The organism is Acinetobacter gandensis, from assembly GCF_001678755.1.
GTDB classification, from domain to species: domain Bacteria; phylum Pseudomonadota; class Gammaproteobacteria; order Pseudomonadales; family Moraxellaceae; genus Acinetobacter; species Acinetobacter gandensis.
Map to the genome: position 1 here is coordinate 161873 of NZ_LZDS01000012.1, position 17945 is coordinate 179817.

Annotated in this window: 15 protein-coding genes and 1 tRNA gene; 6 read left to right on the forward strand and 10 right to left on the reverse strand. The window is 41.0% G+C overall.

Annotation, left to right across the window (positions count from 1 at the left end; translation table 11 throughout):
- Positions 1–36 precede the first annotated feature (36 nt).
- On the forward strand, positions 37–2574 hold the full coding sequence (ponA, locus tag A9J31_RS05840) for a penicillin-binding protein PBP1a (RefSeq protein ID WP_067763008.1): 2538 nt from the start codon (positions 37–39) through the stop codon (positions 2572–2574).
- Positions 2575–2616: 42 nt separating this feature from the next.
- Here the strand turns inward: ponA and A9J31_RS05845 are convergent, their stop codons facing one another.
- The 9 genes from A9J31_RS05845 to A9J31_RS05885 form a co-directional block, all read right to left on the reverse strand.
- Positions 2617–3420, reverse strand: a complete 804-nt coding sequence (locus A9J31_RS05845; protein ID WP_067763252.1) for a putative RNA methyltransferase — start codon at positions 3418–3420, stop codon at positions 2617–2619.
- Positions 3421–3496: 76 nt separating this feature from the next.
- On the reverse strand, positions 3497–4615 hold the full coding sequence (gene mraY, locus A9J31_RS05850) for a phospho-N-acetylmuramoyl-pentapeptide-transferase (protein WP_067763009.1): 1119 nt from the start codon (positions 4613–4615) through the stop codon (positions 3497–3499).
- Positions 4615–6024, reverse strand: a complete 1410-nt coding sequence (locus A9J31_RS05855; RefSeq protein WP_067763011.1) for a UDP-N-acetylmuramoyl-tripeptide--D-alanyl-D-alanine ligase — start codon at positions 6022–6024, stop codon at positions 4615–4617. Before A9J31_RS05855 ends, mraY begins: the two co-directional genes overlap by 1 nt.
- 9 nt (positions 6025–6033) lie before the next feature.
- Positions 6034–7530 (reverse strand): UDP-N-acetylmuramoyl-L-alanyl-D-glutamate--2,6-diaminopimelate ligase, encoded by a 1497-nt coding sequence (locus tag A9J31_RS05860; protein WP_067763012.1) that lies wholly within the window; start codon positions 7528–7530, stop codon positions 6034–6036.
- A 7-nt stretch (positions 7531–7537) separates the two neighbouring features.
- A complete protein-coding gene (ftsI, locus tag A9J31_RS05865; protein WP_067763014.1) occupies positions 7538–9367 on the reverse strand; it encodes a penicillin-binding protein PBP3 in 1830 nt (609 codons plus the stop codon).
- A 12-nt stretch (positions 9368–9379) separates the two neighbouring features.
- Entirely contained in the window at positions 9380–9712 is a 333-nt protein-coding gene (gene ftsL, locus A9J31_RS05870; RefSeq protein WP_067763016.1) for a cell division protein FtsL, read from the reverse strand.
- Between the two features lie 10 nt (positions 9713–9722).
- Entirely contained in the window at positions 9723–10634 is a 912-nt protein-coding gene (gene rsmH / locus A9J31_RS05875) for a 16S rRNA (cytosine(1402)-N(4))-methyltransferase RsmH (protein WP_067763018.1), read from the reverse strand.
- Between the two features lie 187 nt (positions 10635–10821).
- Positions 10822–11841 carry a sulfate ABC transporter substrate-binding protein gene (locus tag A9J31_RS05880; RefSeq protein WP_067763255.1) on the reverse strand — a complete coding sequence of 340 codons (1020 nt, stop codon included), beginning with the start codon at positions 11839–11841 and terminating at the stop codon, positions 10822–10824.
- A gap of 262 nt (positions 11842–12103) precedes the next feature.
- The gene (locus tag A9J31_RS05885; RefSeq protein WP_067763257.1) at positions 12104–13105 is read right to left on the reverse strand and encodes a sulfate ABC transporter substrate-binding protein; all 1002 of its coding nucleotides are present in this window, start codon (positions 13103–13105) and stop codon (positions 12104–12106) included.
- A 382-nt stretch (positions 13106–13487) separates the two neighbouring features.
- Here A9J31_RS05885 and A9J31_RS05890 point away from each other — a divergent pair, with 382 nt between their 5' ends.
- The 4 genes from A9J31_RS05890 to A9J31_RS05905 all read left to right on the forward strand — a co-directional run bounded on the left by A9J31_RS05890 (position 13488) and on the right by A9J31_RS05905 (position 16127).
- Entirely contained in the window at positions 13488–13778 is a 291-nt protein-coding gene (locus A9J31_RS05890; protein WP_067763022.1) for a hypothetical protein, read from the forward strand.
- A 171-nt stretch (positions 13779–13949) separates the two neighbouring features.
- Positions 13950–15458 carry a glutamate--tRNA ligase gene (gene gltX, locus A9J31_RS05895; RefSeq protein WP_067763024.1) on the forward strand — a complete coding sequence of 503 codons (1509 nt, stop codon included), beginning with the start codon at positions 13950–13952 and terminating at the stop codon, positions 15456–15458.
- A 90-nt stretch (positions 15459–15548) separates the two neighbouring features.
- A tRNA-Glu gene (locus A9J31_RS05900) sits at positions 15549–15624 on the forward strand.
- Positions 15625–15785: 161 nt separating this feature from the next.
- Positions 15786–16127, forward strand: coding sequence for a zinc-ribbon domain-containing protein (locus A9J31_RS05905; protein WP_067763027.1), 342 nt, complete (start codon positions 15786–15788; stop codon positions 16125–16127).
- A 30-nt stretch (positions 16128–16157) separates the two neighbouring features.
- On the opposite strand, the gene A9J31_RS05910 is transcribed toward A9J31_RS05905, so the two are convergent.
- Entirely contained in the window at positions 16158–17129 is a 972-nt protein-coding gene (locus A9J31_RS05910; RefSeq protein WP_067763029.1) for a cation diffusion facilitator family transporter, read from the reverse strand.
- A gap of 349 nt (positions 17130–17478) precedes the next feature.
- Between A9J31_RS05910 and A9J31_RS05915 the strand changes: the two genes are divergently transcribed.
- The gene (locus tag A9J31_RS05915; protein ID WP_067763031.1) at positions 17479–17889 is read left to right on the forward strand and encodes a tetratricopeptide repeat protein; all 411 of its coding nucleotides are present in this window, start codon (positions 17479–17481) and stop codon (positions 17887–17889) included.
- The last annotated feature ends 56 nt before the right edge of the window (positions 17890–17945 follow it).

Genomic DNA, 17945 nt, shown 5'->3' on the forward strand with positions numbered 1-17945 from the left:
TAGTTTGCCATTAGCTCTTATTAAAACTTACTTGTTATGAAAAAGCTATCTTGTTCAGGCCTTGTTCATCCATTTTTTTTGGCCGTAATTATTATTTTGGTCGCAATTCCAATGGGTTTCTATGGCATGTATCTCTATATTGCCCCGTCTTTGCCTGAAATGTCCACTTTAAAAAAGGCACCATTATTAAAGCCACTACAAGTTTATAGTGCTGATAATGAGCTGATTGCAGAATATGGTGGCAAACTTTCTGTGCCGGTCGAGTACGATCAAATCCCCACTCATTTTATTCAAGGCTTTTTAGCTGCCGAAGATTCGTCTTTCTTTGAGCATAGTGGTATTAGCTTTAAGGGTCTGGGGCGTGCAGTGAGCGAAAGTATTACTGGCTCTGATGTGCAAACGGGTGGTTCAACCATCACCATGCAAGTCGCCAAAAATTATTACTTAACCTCAGACCGAACACTAAAACGCAAACTCACCGAAGTTTTCCTCGCAAGAAAAATAGAACAAAACCTCAGTAAAGAAGAAATTTTAACGTTATATGTCAACAAAATTTTTCTCGGTAAAAATGCCTACGGTATCGCAGCAGCAGCAAAAATTTACTATAACAAAAGCTTAAAAGACCTCAGTTTAGCGCAAATGGCGATGATTTCTGGGCTGCCTAAAGCACCATCGAAATACAACCCTGTAGCCAATCCAAAACGTGCACTTGAGCGCCGTAACTGGATTTTAGGTCGTATGTTGCAATTGGGGTATATCAACCAAGCGGAATATCAAAAAGCTATTGCTGAACCTATTAACTTAGACATGCCTGATCGTGGTGTCAGCAATAAATATCCCTATGTAGGTGAAATGGTTCGCTCAGAATTAGTGGAAAAGTTTGGTGAACAAGCAACTGATTCTGGCTATAAGGTTTATACCACAATAAATAGTCAACGCCAGGCCTATGCGGAACAAGCAGTACAAGATGGTTTAGAAGATTATGATCGCCGCCATGGTTGGCGTGGTGCTGAAGCACATGATGAACCACTTAAAAATTTTATCGCCTATGCTAATACCTACCCTGCACAAGTCACAAAAGTAAATAAAACTAGCTTTGATGCTTTAATGCAAGATGGCAGTACAATCACCGTTCTCTGGTCGGGTATGTCTTGGGCTCGCCCCTATCGCAGTGCAAATAGCGTAGGCAATGGACCGAGCAACGCCTCACAAATTGTAAAAGTTAACGATATTATTCGTTTACGCCCAAATGCGAATAAAACTTCATGGTCACTGGTACAGATTCCTAAAGTTCAAGGTCAATTAATTGCGATTAACCCCAATAACGGTGGTATTGAAGCGATTGTCGGCGGTTATAATTTTTATCAATCGAAATTTAACCGTGCATTACAAGGCTGGCGCCAACCCGGTTCAACCATCAAACCTTTTGTTTATGCTTTAGCACTTGAACGCGGTATGACCCCTTACTCAATGGTCAATGACAGCCCAATCACCATTGGTAAATGGACACCGAAAAACTCGGATGGTCGCTATTTAGGAATGATTCCACTGCGCCGTGCGCTATATTTATCTCGTAATACGGTTTCAGTACGTTTACTTCAAACCGTAGGTATTGAACGTACTCGCCAATTATTCATGGACTTTGGTTTACAAGAAAATCAAATCCCGCGTAACTACACCATTGCACTGGGTACACCGCAAGTTTTACCCATCCAAATGGCAACAGGTTATGCCACTTTTGCCAACGGTGGTTACCGTGTTCAACCACATTTCATCAGCCGTATTGAAGATGCTTATGGCAAAGTCATTTATCAAGCCAATCCAGAGTACGCCTGCATAAAATGTATAAATCAAAAGGATGAGGTTGAGTCTGCTGAACCAACAACACCTGATGATGAGGTCATTGAAGTAACCAATCTCGAAAAGGCTAAACCTGAAACTGTTGACCCTGATGCGGCTAACTATCGTCAAGCACAACGCATTTTAAAATCAAGCTCAGCATTTGATATGGCCAACATTCTCCGTGATGTAATCCAACACGGTACAGGCCGTGCAGCATTGAAAATTGGCCGTGGTGACTTAGGCGGTAAAACAGGTACGACCAATGACGCCAAAGATGCATGGTTCGCAGGTTTTAACGGGAAATTAGTGACCGTTGCGTGGGTGGGCTTCGATCAACCTTCAACACTTGGACGCCGTGAATATGGTGGCGTTGCAGCACTCCCTATTTGGTCTGACTTCATGGCAAAATCGTTAAAAGGCACACCTGAATCTTGGGTACACCTTGATACACATGCCAAAAATCCGATCAATCGTAATGCAGCTAAAGTAGATCAAGCTCAACCTGAGCGTGATGGCGCATCTTCACCGCCTCTGGCACAACCTTTATATCGCCCAGCGCCTGTTGCACCTAAAGCACCAGCCACTAAAAATGATTTTGAGGATTTACCAAGCACGGCGGAAACCAATTTAAATCCCGTGCATTCGGCTCCACCACAAATGCAACCGACTAAACCGCAAAATAATGAACATAAAGCAGATGCACTTGACCACCTGATTGATCAAGTGCAATAAATAAAAAAAGCCCTCGTTTGAGGGCTTTTTTTATACCTATTTTTACTTCTTTTTAAATAGATAAATTTGATACTGTGCAGTTAAAGCAAATTGGTCTTTTTGCTCCAATGCTTCGCGGCGTTCAGCTTTGACTTTATAGGCATAAGGTGTCATGGCAATCAAATTTTTCAGATCTTGCTGTGGTAAAACCATCTCAGCTTTTACAACTTGCTCACTTACCAATTCAAATGCTGCTGTAAGTTGCTCTACAAATTTGTTTGGTTCATGAGGCTTCACTTCTTCAAATAATGCTTCACGCATTGCATAAAGGTGTTCTGGCGCAGGTGTTACTACCATCAAGTGCCCTTCAGGCTTTAACACACGTAATATTTCATCTTTTGGAATGGGGCTAAACAGACTGGTGCACAAATCAATGGATTGATCGAGCACCGGTAACGTTGCTCCGGTACCCACCACCCAAGTCACGTCTTTATTCAATTTAGCAGCAACTTGTACTGCATTTTTAGCAATATCAACACCCACACATTGTAAGACTTCAGCCTGCATCGCATTGGTGTAATACCCCTCACCGCAGCCAATATCTAATAAATTTTCAATACGTAAATCACGAATAATATTCACTACGGCTTGCTGCAATGGTGCGTAATGACCTGCGCTTAAGAATGCGCGGCGCGCCTGAACGGACTCCGGCGTATCCCCCGGATTTTTACTGTGCTTATGCTGCACCACATGTAAGTTCACATAACCTTGCTTTGCCACATCGTAGCTATGATTGTTTTCACAGCGCCATGTTCGTTCTGTGAGTTTTAATGCTTCATGGCATACTGGACACATCAGCAGGTTCATTTTTAACTCCAATTCATTTTGAAATAAAAAAACCGGCATCTGTGGGAGCAAATGCCGGTTTCGTTTATTTATTTGCTTAACGTAATTTTAAAGTCATTAGACCTAAAACTACCAGCATAATTGTGATAATCCAGAAACGGATCACCACTTGCGTCTCGCGCCAGCCTTTTTTCTCATAGTGATGGTGTAATGGTGCCATTAAGAACACGCGTTTATTACGCATGCGTAGCGAACCAATTTGTAGAAAGACTGAAATCGCTTCTACTACAAATACACCGCCCATAATTGCAAACACGATTTCTTGACGAACCATCACCGCAATCGTACCAAGCATAGCACCCAATGATAATGCACCTACATCACCCATGAACACTTGAGCAGGATGCGCATTAAACCATAGGAATGCCAAACCAGCACCAATCATTGCGGCACAGATCACCACCAATTCAGATGAATATTTCACATACGGAATATGCAGATAATTGGCAAAACGCACATCACCGGCAAGGTATGCGAAGACACCTAAACCTGCTGCAACCAAGACAATTGGCATAATCGCCAAACCATCAAGACCATCGGTTAAGTTGACCGCATTAGACGCACCATTAATCACTAAATAAGTAAAGACAATAAAGCCAATACCCAAAGGAATGATTGAAAGTGGAATGCTGATATCTTTAAAGAATGGAATCAACAAATCCAACATGTTGGCAGTATGCACAGGATTCGTTTGTTGCGTTGCAATGACATACAAAGCAATACCTGCACCTAAAGATGCCACTGAAGTCCAGAAGAATTTCTTCTTCGCGGGTAGCCCTGCGTTGTCTTTATAACGGATTTTAATCCAGTCATCCGCCCAGCCTACAGCACCGAAGATTACCATTACCCCGAGTACAATCCATACGTATGGGTTAGACAAATCAGCCCAAAGTAAAGTTGAAATACCAATGGATAGCAGGATTAGTACGCCACCCATGGTCGGCGTACCCATTTTTTTTGCATGGTTTTCTGGTGCAAATGAACTGACTGCTTGACCATATTTGAGAGCTTGCAATTTGCGAATCATCACCGGTCCAAGCAGCAGACCAATGGCCAATGCCGTTAAGACACTGAGTAGCGAACGAAGCGTTAAATAACGAACAACCTGAAACGAGCTGTGATAACCCGCAAGCTGCTCAAATAACCATAACAGCATTAAAGTTTCTCCATCAATTCAGCCATCAAAGTTTCCATGTGGGTATAACGAGAACCTTTAAACAGGAAACTCATGGACTGAGGCTGATGTGTTTTGACTAGGCTAATTAATAGCGGTAAAGCCTGTTCTTGTGACAAGAAGGCCTGTAATTTTTTACCATATTGGGTACTGCGTGCACCTTCTTGAACAGCGGGAGAAAACTCACCCACAGACACCACAAAATTAATGTCTTTCACTGAAACAAGGTCACGACCCAACATGTAATGCTGCTGTGCAGCTGATGCACCTAATTCGCCAATATCCCCAATCACCATCACTTTGATGCCTGCTTGCTGTGCTAGTACTTCTGCAGCAGCACGCATTGAGGTTGGATTGGCGTTGTAAGTATCATCAATGAATAAATGTTCTTTGTGAGGAATAAAGTTCAAACGACCTTTTGCACCAGTCGCATGTTCTAGACCAATCACAATATCGTCTAAACTCACACCAATCGATAATGCAAATGCAGTCGCGGCAGTGGCATTTTGCACATTATGTTCACCGGCAAATGGCAATTGAACTGAACGTGAGCCTTGTGGTGTGTTTAAAACAAAACTTGAAGATTGCGCCTGCAGCGTTACTTCTGTTGCGTAAACATCACCACCCTGACCGAAACTCATAACGTTTTCGGTTTGTACTGCTTCACGGATCGAGTCGGTAAAATCATCATCCGCAGGTACGATAGATGTACCTGTCGGAGTAATATGTGCATAAATTTCAGATTTGGCATGGCAAATACCATCACGGCCGCCAAATTCACCCATGTGTGCGGTACCAATATTCAGAATCCCTGCGACCTGCGGCTGCACCAGATTTGAGGTGTAATCAATTTCACCTTTGTGGCTTGCACCGAGTTCCATTACTGCATATTGATGTTCTGCACGTAGCTCAAGCAACATCATTGGTACACCTAAATCGTTGTTCAGGTTACCGCGAGTAATTAAGGTCGGAGCAATACGAGAAAGGATACTACCAAGCATTTCTTTGGTTGTGGTTTTACCACTACTACCTGTTAATGCGATCACTTTGAGTTGAGAATTTTGTTCACGACGGTATGCGCCTAAATGACCTAAGGCCAAACGCGTATCTGCCACCACCAACTGACAAATATCAGCATCGATAGGATGACTCACTATGGCAATTTCACAACCATTGGCTGCCACTTGAGCGACAAAATCATGCGCATCAAAACGTTCGCCCTTTAAAGCCAAAAAGGCATCGCCAGACTCTGCATGACGTGAATCTGTCAAAATACGCTTGATCGGCCCCGTAGGTGCTTTATCGTTATACCAGTGACCTTGTGTCGCCTCAACGAATTGCGCCGCTGTCCATGGTTCTAATGGAACCGTACTGGTGGTAGAAGTATGCATATCTCTTTCCTATTGCGCTGGATAAGCCGAGTCAGTGTTGTGGTGCTGCGCATCAATCGCCGATTGCACTTCAACTACATCATCAAACCAATGACGAACACCCTCAATTTCTTGATAGTTTTCATGACCTTTACCAGCAATCACCACAATATCACCCGCTTGCGCTTGGTTTACTGCGAATTTAATCGCTTCACGGCGGTCATGAATTTCATGGACAGTTTTTCCAGTAAAACCTACACCCGCCTTCATATCTGCAAAAATTTGTTCAGGATTTTCCGTACGTGGATTATCCGATGTTATCAACGCCACATCAGCATGATTTAATGCCGCCTGTGTCATCAAAGGACGCTTACCGCGGTCACGGTCACCACCACAACCGAACACAGCCCAAAGCTGCTGCGATACATGACGTTTTAATGTTTGTAAAACTTGAATCAAAGCATCCGGAGTATGTGCATAATCCACCACAAATAAACGCGCGTCATCACGAATCACTTGCATACGACCTGGCGCACCTTTCAATTTGGGCGCTGTCGCAATCAATGCCGCCAAATCAAAACCGGCTTGTTCAGCTGCAATTAAGCTCGCGACAATATTTTCAATATTGAAGTGTCCAAGTAATGGGCTACTCACTTCAAACTCGCCATCAGCCGTGCGTAATTTGAATTGTGCCCCACTTAAACTGTATTGAATATCCGTCACTTGATAATCAGCTGCTTGACGCGTTGAATAAGTTAAAATTTTAGGTTGAGCGGGATTTTGACGTGCAGCATCAAACATCACATTGGCGTGTTCATCATCAATATTGATAATCGCCACTTTTAACGATGCAAATTTGAATAGACGCGACTTAGCTTCGGCGTAGGCTTCAAGCGTTTTATGATAATCCAAATGGTCACGGCTTAAATTGCTATAAGCGGCAATCTCAATTGCACAACCATTTAAACGGCCTTGCTCTAAACCGTGAGAACTGGCTTCAATTGCAGCAAATTCAGCGCCTTCAAGTGCATAAGTATGCAAGGCATTTTGCATATGTAAAGCATCTAATGTCGTGTGTGACGATGCTTCAAGATTTGGTAAAATACCATTCCCTGTCGTGCCCATCACTGCACATTTTTTGCCTTGCAGCATTAACAATTCTGCAATTAAACGTGAAATGGTTGTTTTACCATTGGTCCCTGTTACAGCCAAAATACGTGCTGCTTGTACAGGTTGCGTGGTTTGCAAATACTGCTTTTGCCATTGCCCCATCAAATGACGTACATCTTCAATCACAATACTTGGACTAACGCCCAAATCCATTTCCGACACCACAGCCATAGCACCGCAGTCTAATGCCGCTTGCGCAAATTGAGCCGTTTTTTCAGGTTGTGAAAATGAAGTCAGGGCAATAAAAATTTGCCCTGTGCTGACTTTGCGACTATCCAGATTGAACCCCTGAATGGATTGTTTCATCCATTCAGCAGGCTGTTCAACGGTGTATAGATCTTGAAACGTAATTTTCATTCATCACCTATTTCTGGATATTGGGAGTATCTAAAGGTTTATCTAAAGGAACGTTCATTAAACGTAAGGATTCTTGCATCACGCGCGCAAATACAGGAGCTGAGACTGTGCCGCCATAATAAGAACCTTGCGGGTTTTCCACCACGACAATCATCGCTAGACGTGGATCACTCACAGGTGCAACCCCAGCGAACAAAGCGCGATACTCAGAAGTTGAATAGCCTTTACGGTCTGCACGTAATTTATGTGCTGTACCTGTTTTCCCTGCCACGCGATAACCCGAAATCGCAGCGCGAGTTGCCGTACCGCCCGGTAAAGTCGCGGTTTCCATCATCAATAAAACTTGGTCTGCGATTTTTGGATCAATCATTTGATCGCCTTTCGGCTTTTCTTCCAACTTGTACAAGCTGAGTGGCATTTTAACGCCTTTATTGGCAATCATCGCATACGCATCTGCAAGCTGAAGCACGGTTGCGTTTAAACCATAACCATAAGCCATAGTCGCAACTTCTGAGACATTCCATTTACTTTTCGGCAAGATTAAACCCGCACTTTCACCAGGGAATTTAACTGCCGAACGCTGACCAAAACCTAAACGCTGATAAAAAGTTGGTAAGGTTTCATACGGCAGTGATAAGGCCATTTTAGCCACACCAACGTTGGATGATTTTTGAATAATGCCACCTAGTGTCAAGGCACCATAGTTATGCGTATCGCGAATGGTATGATTACCGACACGCATCGAACCTGGCGAGGTATTGACTACGGTATTCGGCTGATATTTACCACTTTCCAAAGCCATCGCAACGGTCATTGGCTTCATGGTCGAACCCGGCTCAAATGAATCTACTGCGCCACGGTTACGCATTGCATCTTTATTACCTAAACTTTTCTTGTCGTTCGGGTTATACGATGGCCATGAGGTCATCGCCAAGATTTCACCTGTTTTCACATCAACTGCAATTGCGGTTGCTGAACGTGCATTGTTTGCCACACCTGCCGCAGTCAACTCACGATACATAATGTATTGCAGGCGCGAGTCGATACTTAGTGTGATATTTTCCCCAGATTCGACTTCTTTGACAATTTCAGGGTCTTTAACACGATTGCCTTTTTTATCACGCACAATTTGCTGCGCCCCATCTACACCAGAAAGACGTTGATTAAGCTGCATTTCCAAACCTTCAATTCCCATTCCCTCACTATTGGTCAAACCAATAATTTGTGAATTGGGCTGAGGCTGCGGGTAATAGCGTTTGTAGTTTTTTTCGGTATAGACTCCCTGAAAATCACGTTTCATGATCAATTCAGCTTGTTGCGGAGGAACTTCTTTTTGTAAGACTAAATAGCGTGAACGTGGACGCTCATTCATTTTACGTTTAAGTTCTGCACGATCCATCCCCACAGCATCCGCTAACTCATCCAAATTTAAATTTTTATCTGGCAATTGACGCTTAAGTTTGCGGTTGGTTGGATCTTTGGCAAGTTCGGCTGTGGTTTCTTCAAACAGTTTTTTATTATCAAAATAATCACGTGGATCAATCACGATTTTCATGATCGGTGTACTAATCGCCAAAGGCACACCATGACGATCGTAAATAACACCACGCATGGCTTTGAGCGTTTCAGTTCTTAAAATTTTGGCATTGGCTTTATTTTGCAAAAAGTCTTTATTAATAATTTGCACATAAAAAGCCCGTCCTACGAGTGCAATAAAGCACAGTAAAACAACCGCCCACATGAGGTGGTAACGCCACATTTCCACAGCAATCGCTGTTTTACCTGTTACAGACTGCTGTTTTTTACGTGGAGCTTGTTTGTTTCTTTTCTCAACCATGTGACAGCTAGCCTATTTTTTCTGTTCTGGAGTTTGTGGCAATGAAATAACAACCGTTTGAGCGACTGGTGGTGAATACATACGTAGTTGAGTCACCGCACGTGTTCCAATTTGCGCAGTTGCACCGAAAGTTTGTTGTTCGATAAGTAAGCGCCCCCACTCTGCATTTAAGTCGTCTCGTTCACGCATAAACGTACTAAGCTTACGATAATCTTGACGATATTCAAACACTTGGAATACCACCATAATGGCACTGATAAAAACCAACACCATCAAAATGCCATAAACAACGACTTTTTTTGTTTGCAGCTTATTCGCTATTTTTTCTATCGCTTCGGTTTTCATTCTTTGCCTTTTAAGCTAAACGCTCTGCCACTCGAAGCCAAGCACTACGCGAACGTGGGTTGGCTTTTACTTCTTCATCACTAGCTTTAATACGAGATACTTTTTTCAAACGGCGGGTATCTTCACGTTTCTGTGGTAAGCCCCAGCCTGTATCTTCTGCCAATGTCGATTCTTTTTGAATAAATTGTTTAATTAAACGATCCTCTAATGAATGGAAGCTAATCACTGCAAGTGTTCCTTCAGGTTTAAGCATTTCCACTGCCTGAGGCAAGAAAATATCAATATCGTCGAGTTCTTTATTAATAGCAATACGGATTGCTTGGAAAGTACGTGTTGCAGCATGCTTATTTTTTTCCCATTTCGGGTGCGCAACTTTTACAATCTCTGCCAATTGACCAGTGGTTTCAATATAACCCGCTGCTTTAATCGCTTTGGCGATACGGCGGCTATAACGCTCTTCACCATATTTAAAAATAATATTCGCCAGGTCTTCTTCTTCAATATCTACCAACCACTGTGCCGCTGTTGGGCCTTGCGAGTTATCCATACGCATGTCCAAAGGACCATCTTTCATAAAGCTAAAACCACGTTCAGCTTGATCAAGCTGAGGTGAAGATACCCCTAAGTCCGCCATGATGCCATCTACAGACTCAATACCACGATCTTGTAATGCTTGTTTTAAATCCGCAAAGCTGGCATGAATAATTTTAAAACGCGGATCTTCTTGCTCTAATTCGGCAGCGACAGCCAATGCTTGAGGGTCTTTATCAAAGCCATAAACACGTGCATTTTCATCTAATTTAGACAGCAATAAACGGGTGTGTCCGCCACGTCCAAAAGTCCCATCTACGAAAATTCCTGTATTGCGATCTGCCAGTAAGGCATCAACAGTTTCATGAAGTAATACAGAAATATGCGACATAAGGGTTCGTTCAACACAGCTAAAAATGTAACTGCACATTATTACCTTGTTTTAGCAAAGCTCCAAACGTCTTTTTGTACAGAAATATTACTTTCCATAGAGAAAACCGTTTTTATTTTATGCCATTTAATAAAAAAACCTCCCAAAGGAGGTTTTTTAAAGCAAATAGAAAAATCTGAATTAAATCTTAACGCTTATTGTTATAGATTTGATCAAAGATTGCGCCATTCACAAAGTGGGTTTGCTGTGCTTTAGACCAACCACCAAAAACTTCATCAATGGTGAATGTTTTTAAAGTTGGGAACTGTGCTTTATATTTGGCTAATACTTCTGCATTACGTGGACGATAGAAATGACGTGCTGCCATATCTTGACCCAATGGTGAATACAAGTAGTTGATATAACCTTGCGCTAACCATTTATTGCCATTTTTCGCCACAGTTTTATCAACAATCGCAACCGAAGGTTCAGTCAAAATAGACATTGATGGATAAACAATATCAAACTTATTTTTACCCAATGTTTTTTGCGTCACTAATGCTTCATTTTCCCATGTTAATAACACGTCACCAATTCCGCGCTCAGCAAAAGTTGTCATTGATGCACGTGCAGCAGAATCCATCACTTTGACGTTATGGTACATTTTGCCGACAAAATCTTTCGCTTTCGCTTCGCTGCCACCTGGTTGTTTTAGAGCATAACCCCAAGCAGATAGATAAACCCAACGTGGTAAGCCACCAGTTTTCGGGTTAGGCGTAATAATTTGTACACCCGGTTTGTTCAAGTCAGACCAATCTTTAATTTTTTTCGGATTGCCTTTGCGTACCATGAACACGATGGTTGATGTATATGGTGCAGAATTATGTGGAAACTCTTTTTGCCAACCTGGTTGAATTTGACCTGACTTGACGATTTCTTCAATGTCGTTCGCCAAAGCTAAAGTCACTACATCGCCTTTTAAGCCATCAACAACCGAACGTGCTTGCTTACCTGAACCACCATGTGATTGTTTGAATGCAACTGTATTTCCAGTGCGCTCTTTCCAATAAGCACCAAATGATTTGTTAAATTCGTCGTAAAATTCACGTGTTGCATCATAAGATACGTTTAAGAATTCACGGTCAGCAGCTTGTGCTGTTGTTGTAGTAAATGCCACACCTGTTGCCAATAAGGCAGCACTAATCAAGGCTTTAAATTGAGTTTTCATATCAGCCAGCATAAAGTTATCTTCAATGGTGCTAAATATATGAAATAAAATCATAAATCGCAATTCAGATATGTATTTTCAAAGAGCTTAGTATTTATAGATCTTATTTTTTAAAATATTGTTTTTATTACTAAAATATCAAAAACACTTTACTTATTATGCATATATAGGTTTTTATGGATTGCATATGCAAAAAAACGGATAACAAATTATCCGTTTCAAAAAAATTTAGCTAAATAAAAAGATCAATCCATACATCGACTTAATTTTTCTCACTATAAATTTGATCAAAAATCGCACCATTTACGAAATGTGTCTTCTGTGCTTTTGCCCATCCCCCAAATACTTTATCAATCGTAAAGGTTTGTACTTTTGGAAATTGTGCCGCATATTTCGCAGTCGCTTTTGCATCACGTGGACGGAAGTAATATTTACCAGCTAACTCCTGTCCTTTTGGTGAGTATAAATAGTTGAGATAGCCTTTAGCTAAGTTTCGATTGCCATTTTTATCAACGGTTTTATCAACAACTGCCACAGAGGGTTCTGCCAAAATCGAAATCGATGGGTAAACAATATCAAACTTATCTTTACCTAAACCTTGTGTTGCTAATAATGCTTCATTTTCCCAAGACAATAGCACATCACCAATACCGCGTTCTGCGAAAGTGGTCAGTGAGCCACGCGCACCTGAATCTAACACTTTGACATTGCTATATAGTTTTTTGACTAAATCTTTCGCTTTCGCGTCATTACCACCCGGTTGTTTTAACGCATACCCCCAAGCAGATAAATAAATCCAACGTGGTGCCCCACCCGTCTTCGGATTCGGTGTAATAATTTCAACGCCAGGCTTGGTTAAATCATTCCAATCCTTAATTTTCTTTGGATTGCCTTTACGTACTAAAAATACAATGGTCGAGGTATAAGGTGCAGAATTATTCGGAAATTGTTTTTGCCAATTCTTATTGATCTGACCGGTAGCCACAATTTCATCAATATCGTTGGCCAATGCCAAGGTCACAACATCGGCTTGTAGTCCTGTAGCGACTGCACGGGCTTGCTTACCTGAACCACCATGCGACTGTTTAAAGTTAATTTCTTGACCTGTCCGCTGTTTCCAATACTGACCAAATGCCTGATTATATTCTTGATAAAACTCACGGGTCGGATCGTAAGATACATTTAAAAAATCTTTTGCGGCATATACCTGCGTAGCCACACCACTCAATAAAACCAAAACCCCAGAAGCAATTATTTTTTTCATTTGATTCAACTTATACTGACGATTAAACGCACTATATAAATCTAAAATAATATTAACAATCAGCAATCTATATTATTATTTCAGTAGTATTTCTATTTTTTAGATATCCAAAAAACAGCCATCAAATGCAGAAAAATTGCTAAATCTCAGCCATTATCAAAATTCCCTCCATGCTATCTTCACAGTTGTCTGTTACAACTACCGAAAATCTGTAGAAAACAGTCTATTTAGGTAACTCTAAAACCGACTTTTTTAGTTTTTTTGTAAAAATTGTGACGTATTTCTACTTTTTAATTACCAAAGATGGTTAAATCGTAGTCTAAATATTAAAACGATATTGCAAAATATAAAGTTCCATCACCAAATAAGGGGAGATTTGGACATGAAATTTTCTTATGCAGTGTGCCTTGGATTGGGCATCGCATTGACAACGCAAACAGGTTTTTGTGCGGTTACACATAGTTCTTCAAATAAAGTAACTATGCCTGCTGAACGCACTTCTTTGATTGAGAAGGCCATTAATCAGCAAAAATCGGAAGCAAAAGGTCGTACAGACGATAATTTAAAAGTGCTAACTTCGATTAAAGCACCACCATCACAAAGCTTTTTTGCATCACAAAACCAAAGTTTTTCACGTTTTGTCCAAGCCATTTTCTCTGGCAGCAACTCTTAATCTACAGATTTTATCTCTAGATTGTTGAGTTCAGCATAAATTTATAACCATTGGTTCTCTCCCCTCCGAGCATCAAGATAAGCCTGATCATTGAATGTTGAATTAAGCATTAAGTGATCAGGCTTTTTCGTTATAATAGTCCCTAATTTACATTCTGATTAATAGCTGATTATGACTGTTCGTACTCGTATCGCACCTTCTCCTACTGGTTTCCCACACGTTGGGACTGCCTACATTGCATTGTTTAACTTATGTTTTGCAAAACAGCATGGCGGTGAATTTATTCTTCGTATTGAAGATACTGACCAATTACGCTCTACCCCTGAATCTGAAAAAATGATTTTAGATTCACTACGTTGGTTAGGTCTTAATTGGTCTGAAGGTCCTGATATCGGCGGGCCACATGCGCCGTACCGTCAATCGGAGCGTATGGACATTTATAAACAATATGCATTGGAACTTGTTGAAAAAGGCCATGCTTTCTACTGCTTCGCAACGGCAGCAGAACTTGATCAAATGCGTGCTGAACAACAAGAACGCGGCGAATCACCTCGCTATGATGGCCGTGGTTTAAAACATACTGCTGAAGAAGTTGAACGCCGTTTAGCTGCAGGCGAGCCTCATGTTATTCGTATGAAAGTCCCTGAAGAAGGTATTTGCAAATTCAATGACTTATTACGTGGCGAAGTAGAAATTCCATGGGCACAAGTTGACATGCAAATTCTATTGAAAACTGACGGCCTACCAACTTACCACTTAGCAAACGTTGTTGATGACCATTTAATGGAAATTACCCACGTGATCCGTGGTGAAGAATGGATTCCATCTGCGCCTAAACATCAGTTGCTTTATAAATACTTTGGTTGGGAAATGCCTGTGCTTTGCCACATGCCATTATTACGTAACCCAGACAAATCAAAACTGTCTAAACGTAAAAACCCAACCTCAATCAACTATTACAAAGATATTGGTGTACTACCAGAAGCTCTTTTGAACTACTTGGGTCGTATGGGCTGGTCTATGCCAGATGAAAGTGAAAAATTCACTTTGGCTGAAATGATTGAACATTTTGATATTCAACGTGTGTCTTTGGGTGGCCCAATCTTTGATGTTGAAAAACTCAACTGGTTGAATGGTCAATGGATTAAAGGGCTTACCCCTGCTGAACTTTTGAATACACTGTTAGCTTGGAAATCAGACCGTCAAACGCTGGAAGATATTGCTGCCGCGATTCAACCACGTATTAACTTATTGTCTGAAGCAGTAAATTGGGCTGGTTTCTATTTCAACCAATTCCCAACCCTGTCTAAAGAACAATTTGAAAGTAAAAAATTGTCTGAAGAACAAGTACGTCAAAGCCTACAATTTGCCATTTGGCGCCTTGAAAGTTTATTCACGTGGAATAATGACACGGTAAGCCAAACACTAATGGATTTAGCGAACCAAATGGGCATTAAACTGCGTGACTTTATGCCAACGTTCTTTATTGCGATTGCAGGCTCAACCTCATCTACACCTGTAATGCAGTCTATGGTCACCATTGGCCCTGACTTGACCTTCGCACGTTTACGTCATGCACTTGAAATTGTAGGTGGTCCGAGTAAAAAAGAAACAAAAGCGTGGGAAAAACTCAATGAAAGCTTAAAACTGCCGAAAAATGATGCAGTTGATGAAGCTTAATTGAATTTTTAGTTGACGCGTGGGCGTTATCCCCCTAATATAGCGCCCATACAGAGAGATGGTGTTAACCAAATCAAAGTTGCCTCACTTGTCCCTATCGTCTAGAGGCCTAGGACATCGCCCTTTCACGGCGGTAACCGGGGTTCGAATCCCCGTAGGGACGCCATATTCAAGATTATTTCTTTGAAATGGTCTTAATAAAAAACCCAAGCATTATGACTTGGGTTTTTTATTGCCTAAAATTTATAGTCAGAACTTTCCTTGGTATTTTTGCTTTCTGCGTTATTCAGATTAGAATAAGTCATAGATTAAAATTATGGAGTTGTAATGCAATACCGTTGCCCAAAATGCCAAAGCCCTAAAATTATGCCTCAGGCACAAGCAGGTGCACCTGTCGCACGCCCTGTTGTTCCAAAAAGTTTAATCATGTTGATTCCAGCAGTATTTATTTTATTACTGTTGGTATTAATCAGCATCGCAATGTGGATCTTTGGTGATGGCGCTGGAACGACATTACAAAGCGCTACTGTGGTTGTCTTTATTGTTTGTGTGATTGCTGGTTTTATGTTCTACCGCGATTTGCCAGATTTCAAAATTTCTATGCAAGGTTTCATGCAATCGCAAAAGAAATGGAAATGCCGAGAATGCAATCATGAGTGGGAAATCTAATTTTCTAGCTTAATCAAAAATCACATCAGCTCAATGTTGATGTGATTGATCATGTGAATGCGCGTGATCGTCTTGATGATGTCCATGGGCATGATCAGAGTTATGGGTGTGATGGCGTACCACACATTCATCTTCTTCGATCTGCAAGGTCATCTCCGTGATCCCATGCTGATGTTGTAGCATATCAATCGCCTCAAAATACAAAGCATTTCGATCTGCTTCTGGCGCATACAAGTGCACGGTTAAATGTACATTTTTCGATGTGATTGCCCAGACTTTCAATTGGTGAATACTTTCCACCCCTTTCAATGCCAAAAGATCATTACGTAATTTTTCAATATCGATTTCTTCCGGCACACCTTCCAATAAAATATTGATGCTTTGTTTTAATAAAATCCAAGTCCGTGGCAATACCCAAAATCCAATTAACACCGCAATGACCGTATCGACCCACATCCACCCAGTGAAATAAATCACTGCGGCACCAATAATGACACCTACTGAGCCCAAAGCATCACTGAGCACTTCTAAATAAGCCCCTTTCACATTCAAACTTTCTTGTGAACTGGAAAATAGAATACGCATCGAAATTAAATTAATGATGAGACCAATTACAGCAACAATCATCATCCCCATACTTTGAATTTCAGGTGGTGTCGAAAAACGCTGATAGGCTTCGTATAAAATATAGATAGCCACAACAAATAACATGAGGGCGTTAAATAAGGCAGCCAAAATTTCAAAGCGTTGATAGCCAAAGGTACGTTTATTATCGGCAGGCATTTTGCCAATTTTGATTGCCACCAATGCAATGGCCAGTGCAGCAGCATCGGTGAACATATGTGCGGCATCTGAAAGCAACGCTAGACTTTGAGTGATAAAACCTGCCACGACTTCAACAATTAAAAAAGTTGTCGTCAGTGCCAAAGCAAAACTGAGTTTTTTTACATTACCTTCCGTCACAACGGCATGACTATGGTCATGTCCATGATGCTCTGCCATTTAAATTTGACCTTTATAAAAATTCTTTTAACTTTAAGATTAGCAGGAGTCTTTAACGTTATAAAATTACATCAAAATTATGCGCTAGAGTACCGTCACATGTCGTCAAATACTCCAAAGGACTAAAGCGAGAGAGGTGGAAATAAAATAAATTTCATATGATTTAAAATTAGATTTATTTTATTGAAATTAGAAGAAAAAATATTTTTAAAATCAGTATTAACTTCCGAATAAAAGCGTGATACTTTTCTCATTAGGTATTACATGTTTACAACAAATATAACTCATGTAGTCCGCTGCCGTATATCTCAACTGAGATATACCAACCACAGGGAAAAGGAGTTTAATGATGATTAAACAAGCTCTTCAAAAGATCTCTGGCGTGTTATTTCAACATGAAAATTCGAAGTTGCAAGGAATGCATCTTTTGAAACCAGAAGCTGAAAACGACTATACACAAGGTACTTACTTTGAACAATTGGCTATTCAGCGCCATCAAGATTTTCTAATTCATCATGCTATTGAATCAGAAGATCAATCACCAATAGATTATCGCAACGCAATGTGGAATTTTTTAAGTGCTGCATTAAAAGGCCATAAAGAGGCTCAATACCGAATAGGTGTGGGTTATTTAAATGGTGAACTTGGTTTAGATCGAAATTATTCGCATGCACAAGCATGGTTAAACAAAGCTGCAGCGCAAGGACACTCCTCTGCCCTTCATGCACTCAACCAAGCTTATGAAGAACTCACTTTTTAGTTTCCTTTTTATACTCATAAAAAACCAGCCCGCAGGCTGGTTTTTTATTTTAAAAC

Coding starts and splice junctions, on each gene's coding strand:
- A9J31_RS05910 (WP_067763029.1), bottom strand. CDS start 17,129: ATGGCAGAGCATCATGGACATGACCATAGTCATGCCGTTGTGACGGAA.
- gltX (WP_067763024.1), top strand. CDS start 13,950: ATGACTGTTCGTACTCGTATCGCACCTTCTCCTACTGGTTTCCCACAC.
- A9J31_RS05890 (WP_067763022.1), top strand. CDS start 13,488: ATGAAATTTTCTTATGCAGTGTGCCTTGGATTGGGCATCGCATTGACA.
- A9J31_RS05915 (WP_067763031.1), top strand. CDS start 17,479: ATGATTAAACAAGCTCTTCAAAAGATCTCTGGCGTGTTATTTCAACAT.
- A9J31_RS05845 (WP_067763252.1), bottom strand. CDS start 3,420: ATGAACCTGCTGATGTGTCCAGTATGCCATGAAGCATTAAAACTCACA.
- A9J31_RS05880 (WP_067763255.1), bottom strand. CDS start 11,841: ATGAAAACTCAATTTAAAGCCTTGATTAGTGCTGCCTTATTGGCAACA.
- A9J31_RS05860 (WP_067763012.1), bottom strand. CDS start 7,530: ATGAAAATTACGTTTCAAGATCTATACACCGTTGAACAGCCTGCTGAA.
- ponA (WP_067763008.1), top strand. CDS start 37: ATGAAAAAGCTATCTTGTTCAGGCCTTGTTCATCCATTTTTTTTGGCC.
- ftsL (WP_067763016.1), bottom strand. CDS start 9,712: ATGAAAACCGAAGCGATAGAAAAAATAGCGAATAAGCTGCAAACAAAA.
- A9J31_RS05885 (WP_067763257.1), bottom strand. CDS start 13,105: ATGAAAAAAATAATTGCTTCTGGGGTTTTGGTTTTATTGAGTGGTGTG.
- rsmH (WP_067763018.1), bottom strand. CDS start 10,634: ATGTCGCATATTTCTGTATTACTTCATGAAACTGTTGATGCCTTACTG.
- ftsI (WP_067763014.1), bottom strand. CDS start 9,367: ATGGTTGAGAAAAGAAACAAACAAGCTCCACGTAAAAAACAGCAGTCT.
- A9J31_RS05855 (WP_067763011.1), bottom strand. CDS start 6,024: ATGCATACTTCTACCACCAGTACGGTTCCATTAGAACCATGGACAGCG.
- mraY (WP_067763009.1), bottom strand. CDS start 4,615: ATGCTGTTATGGTTATTTGAGCAGCTTGCGGGTTATCACAGCTCGTTT.
- A9J31_RS05905 (WP_067763027.1), top strand. CDS start 15,786: ATGCAATACCGTTGCCCAAAATGCCAAAGCCCTAAAATTATGCCTCAG.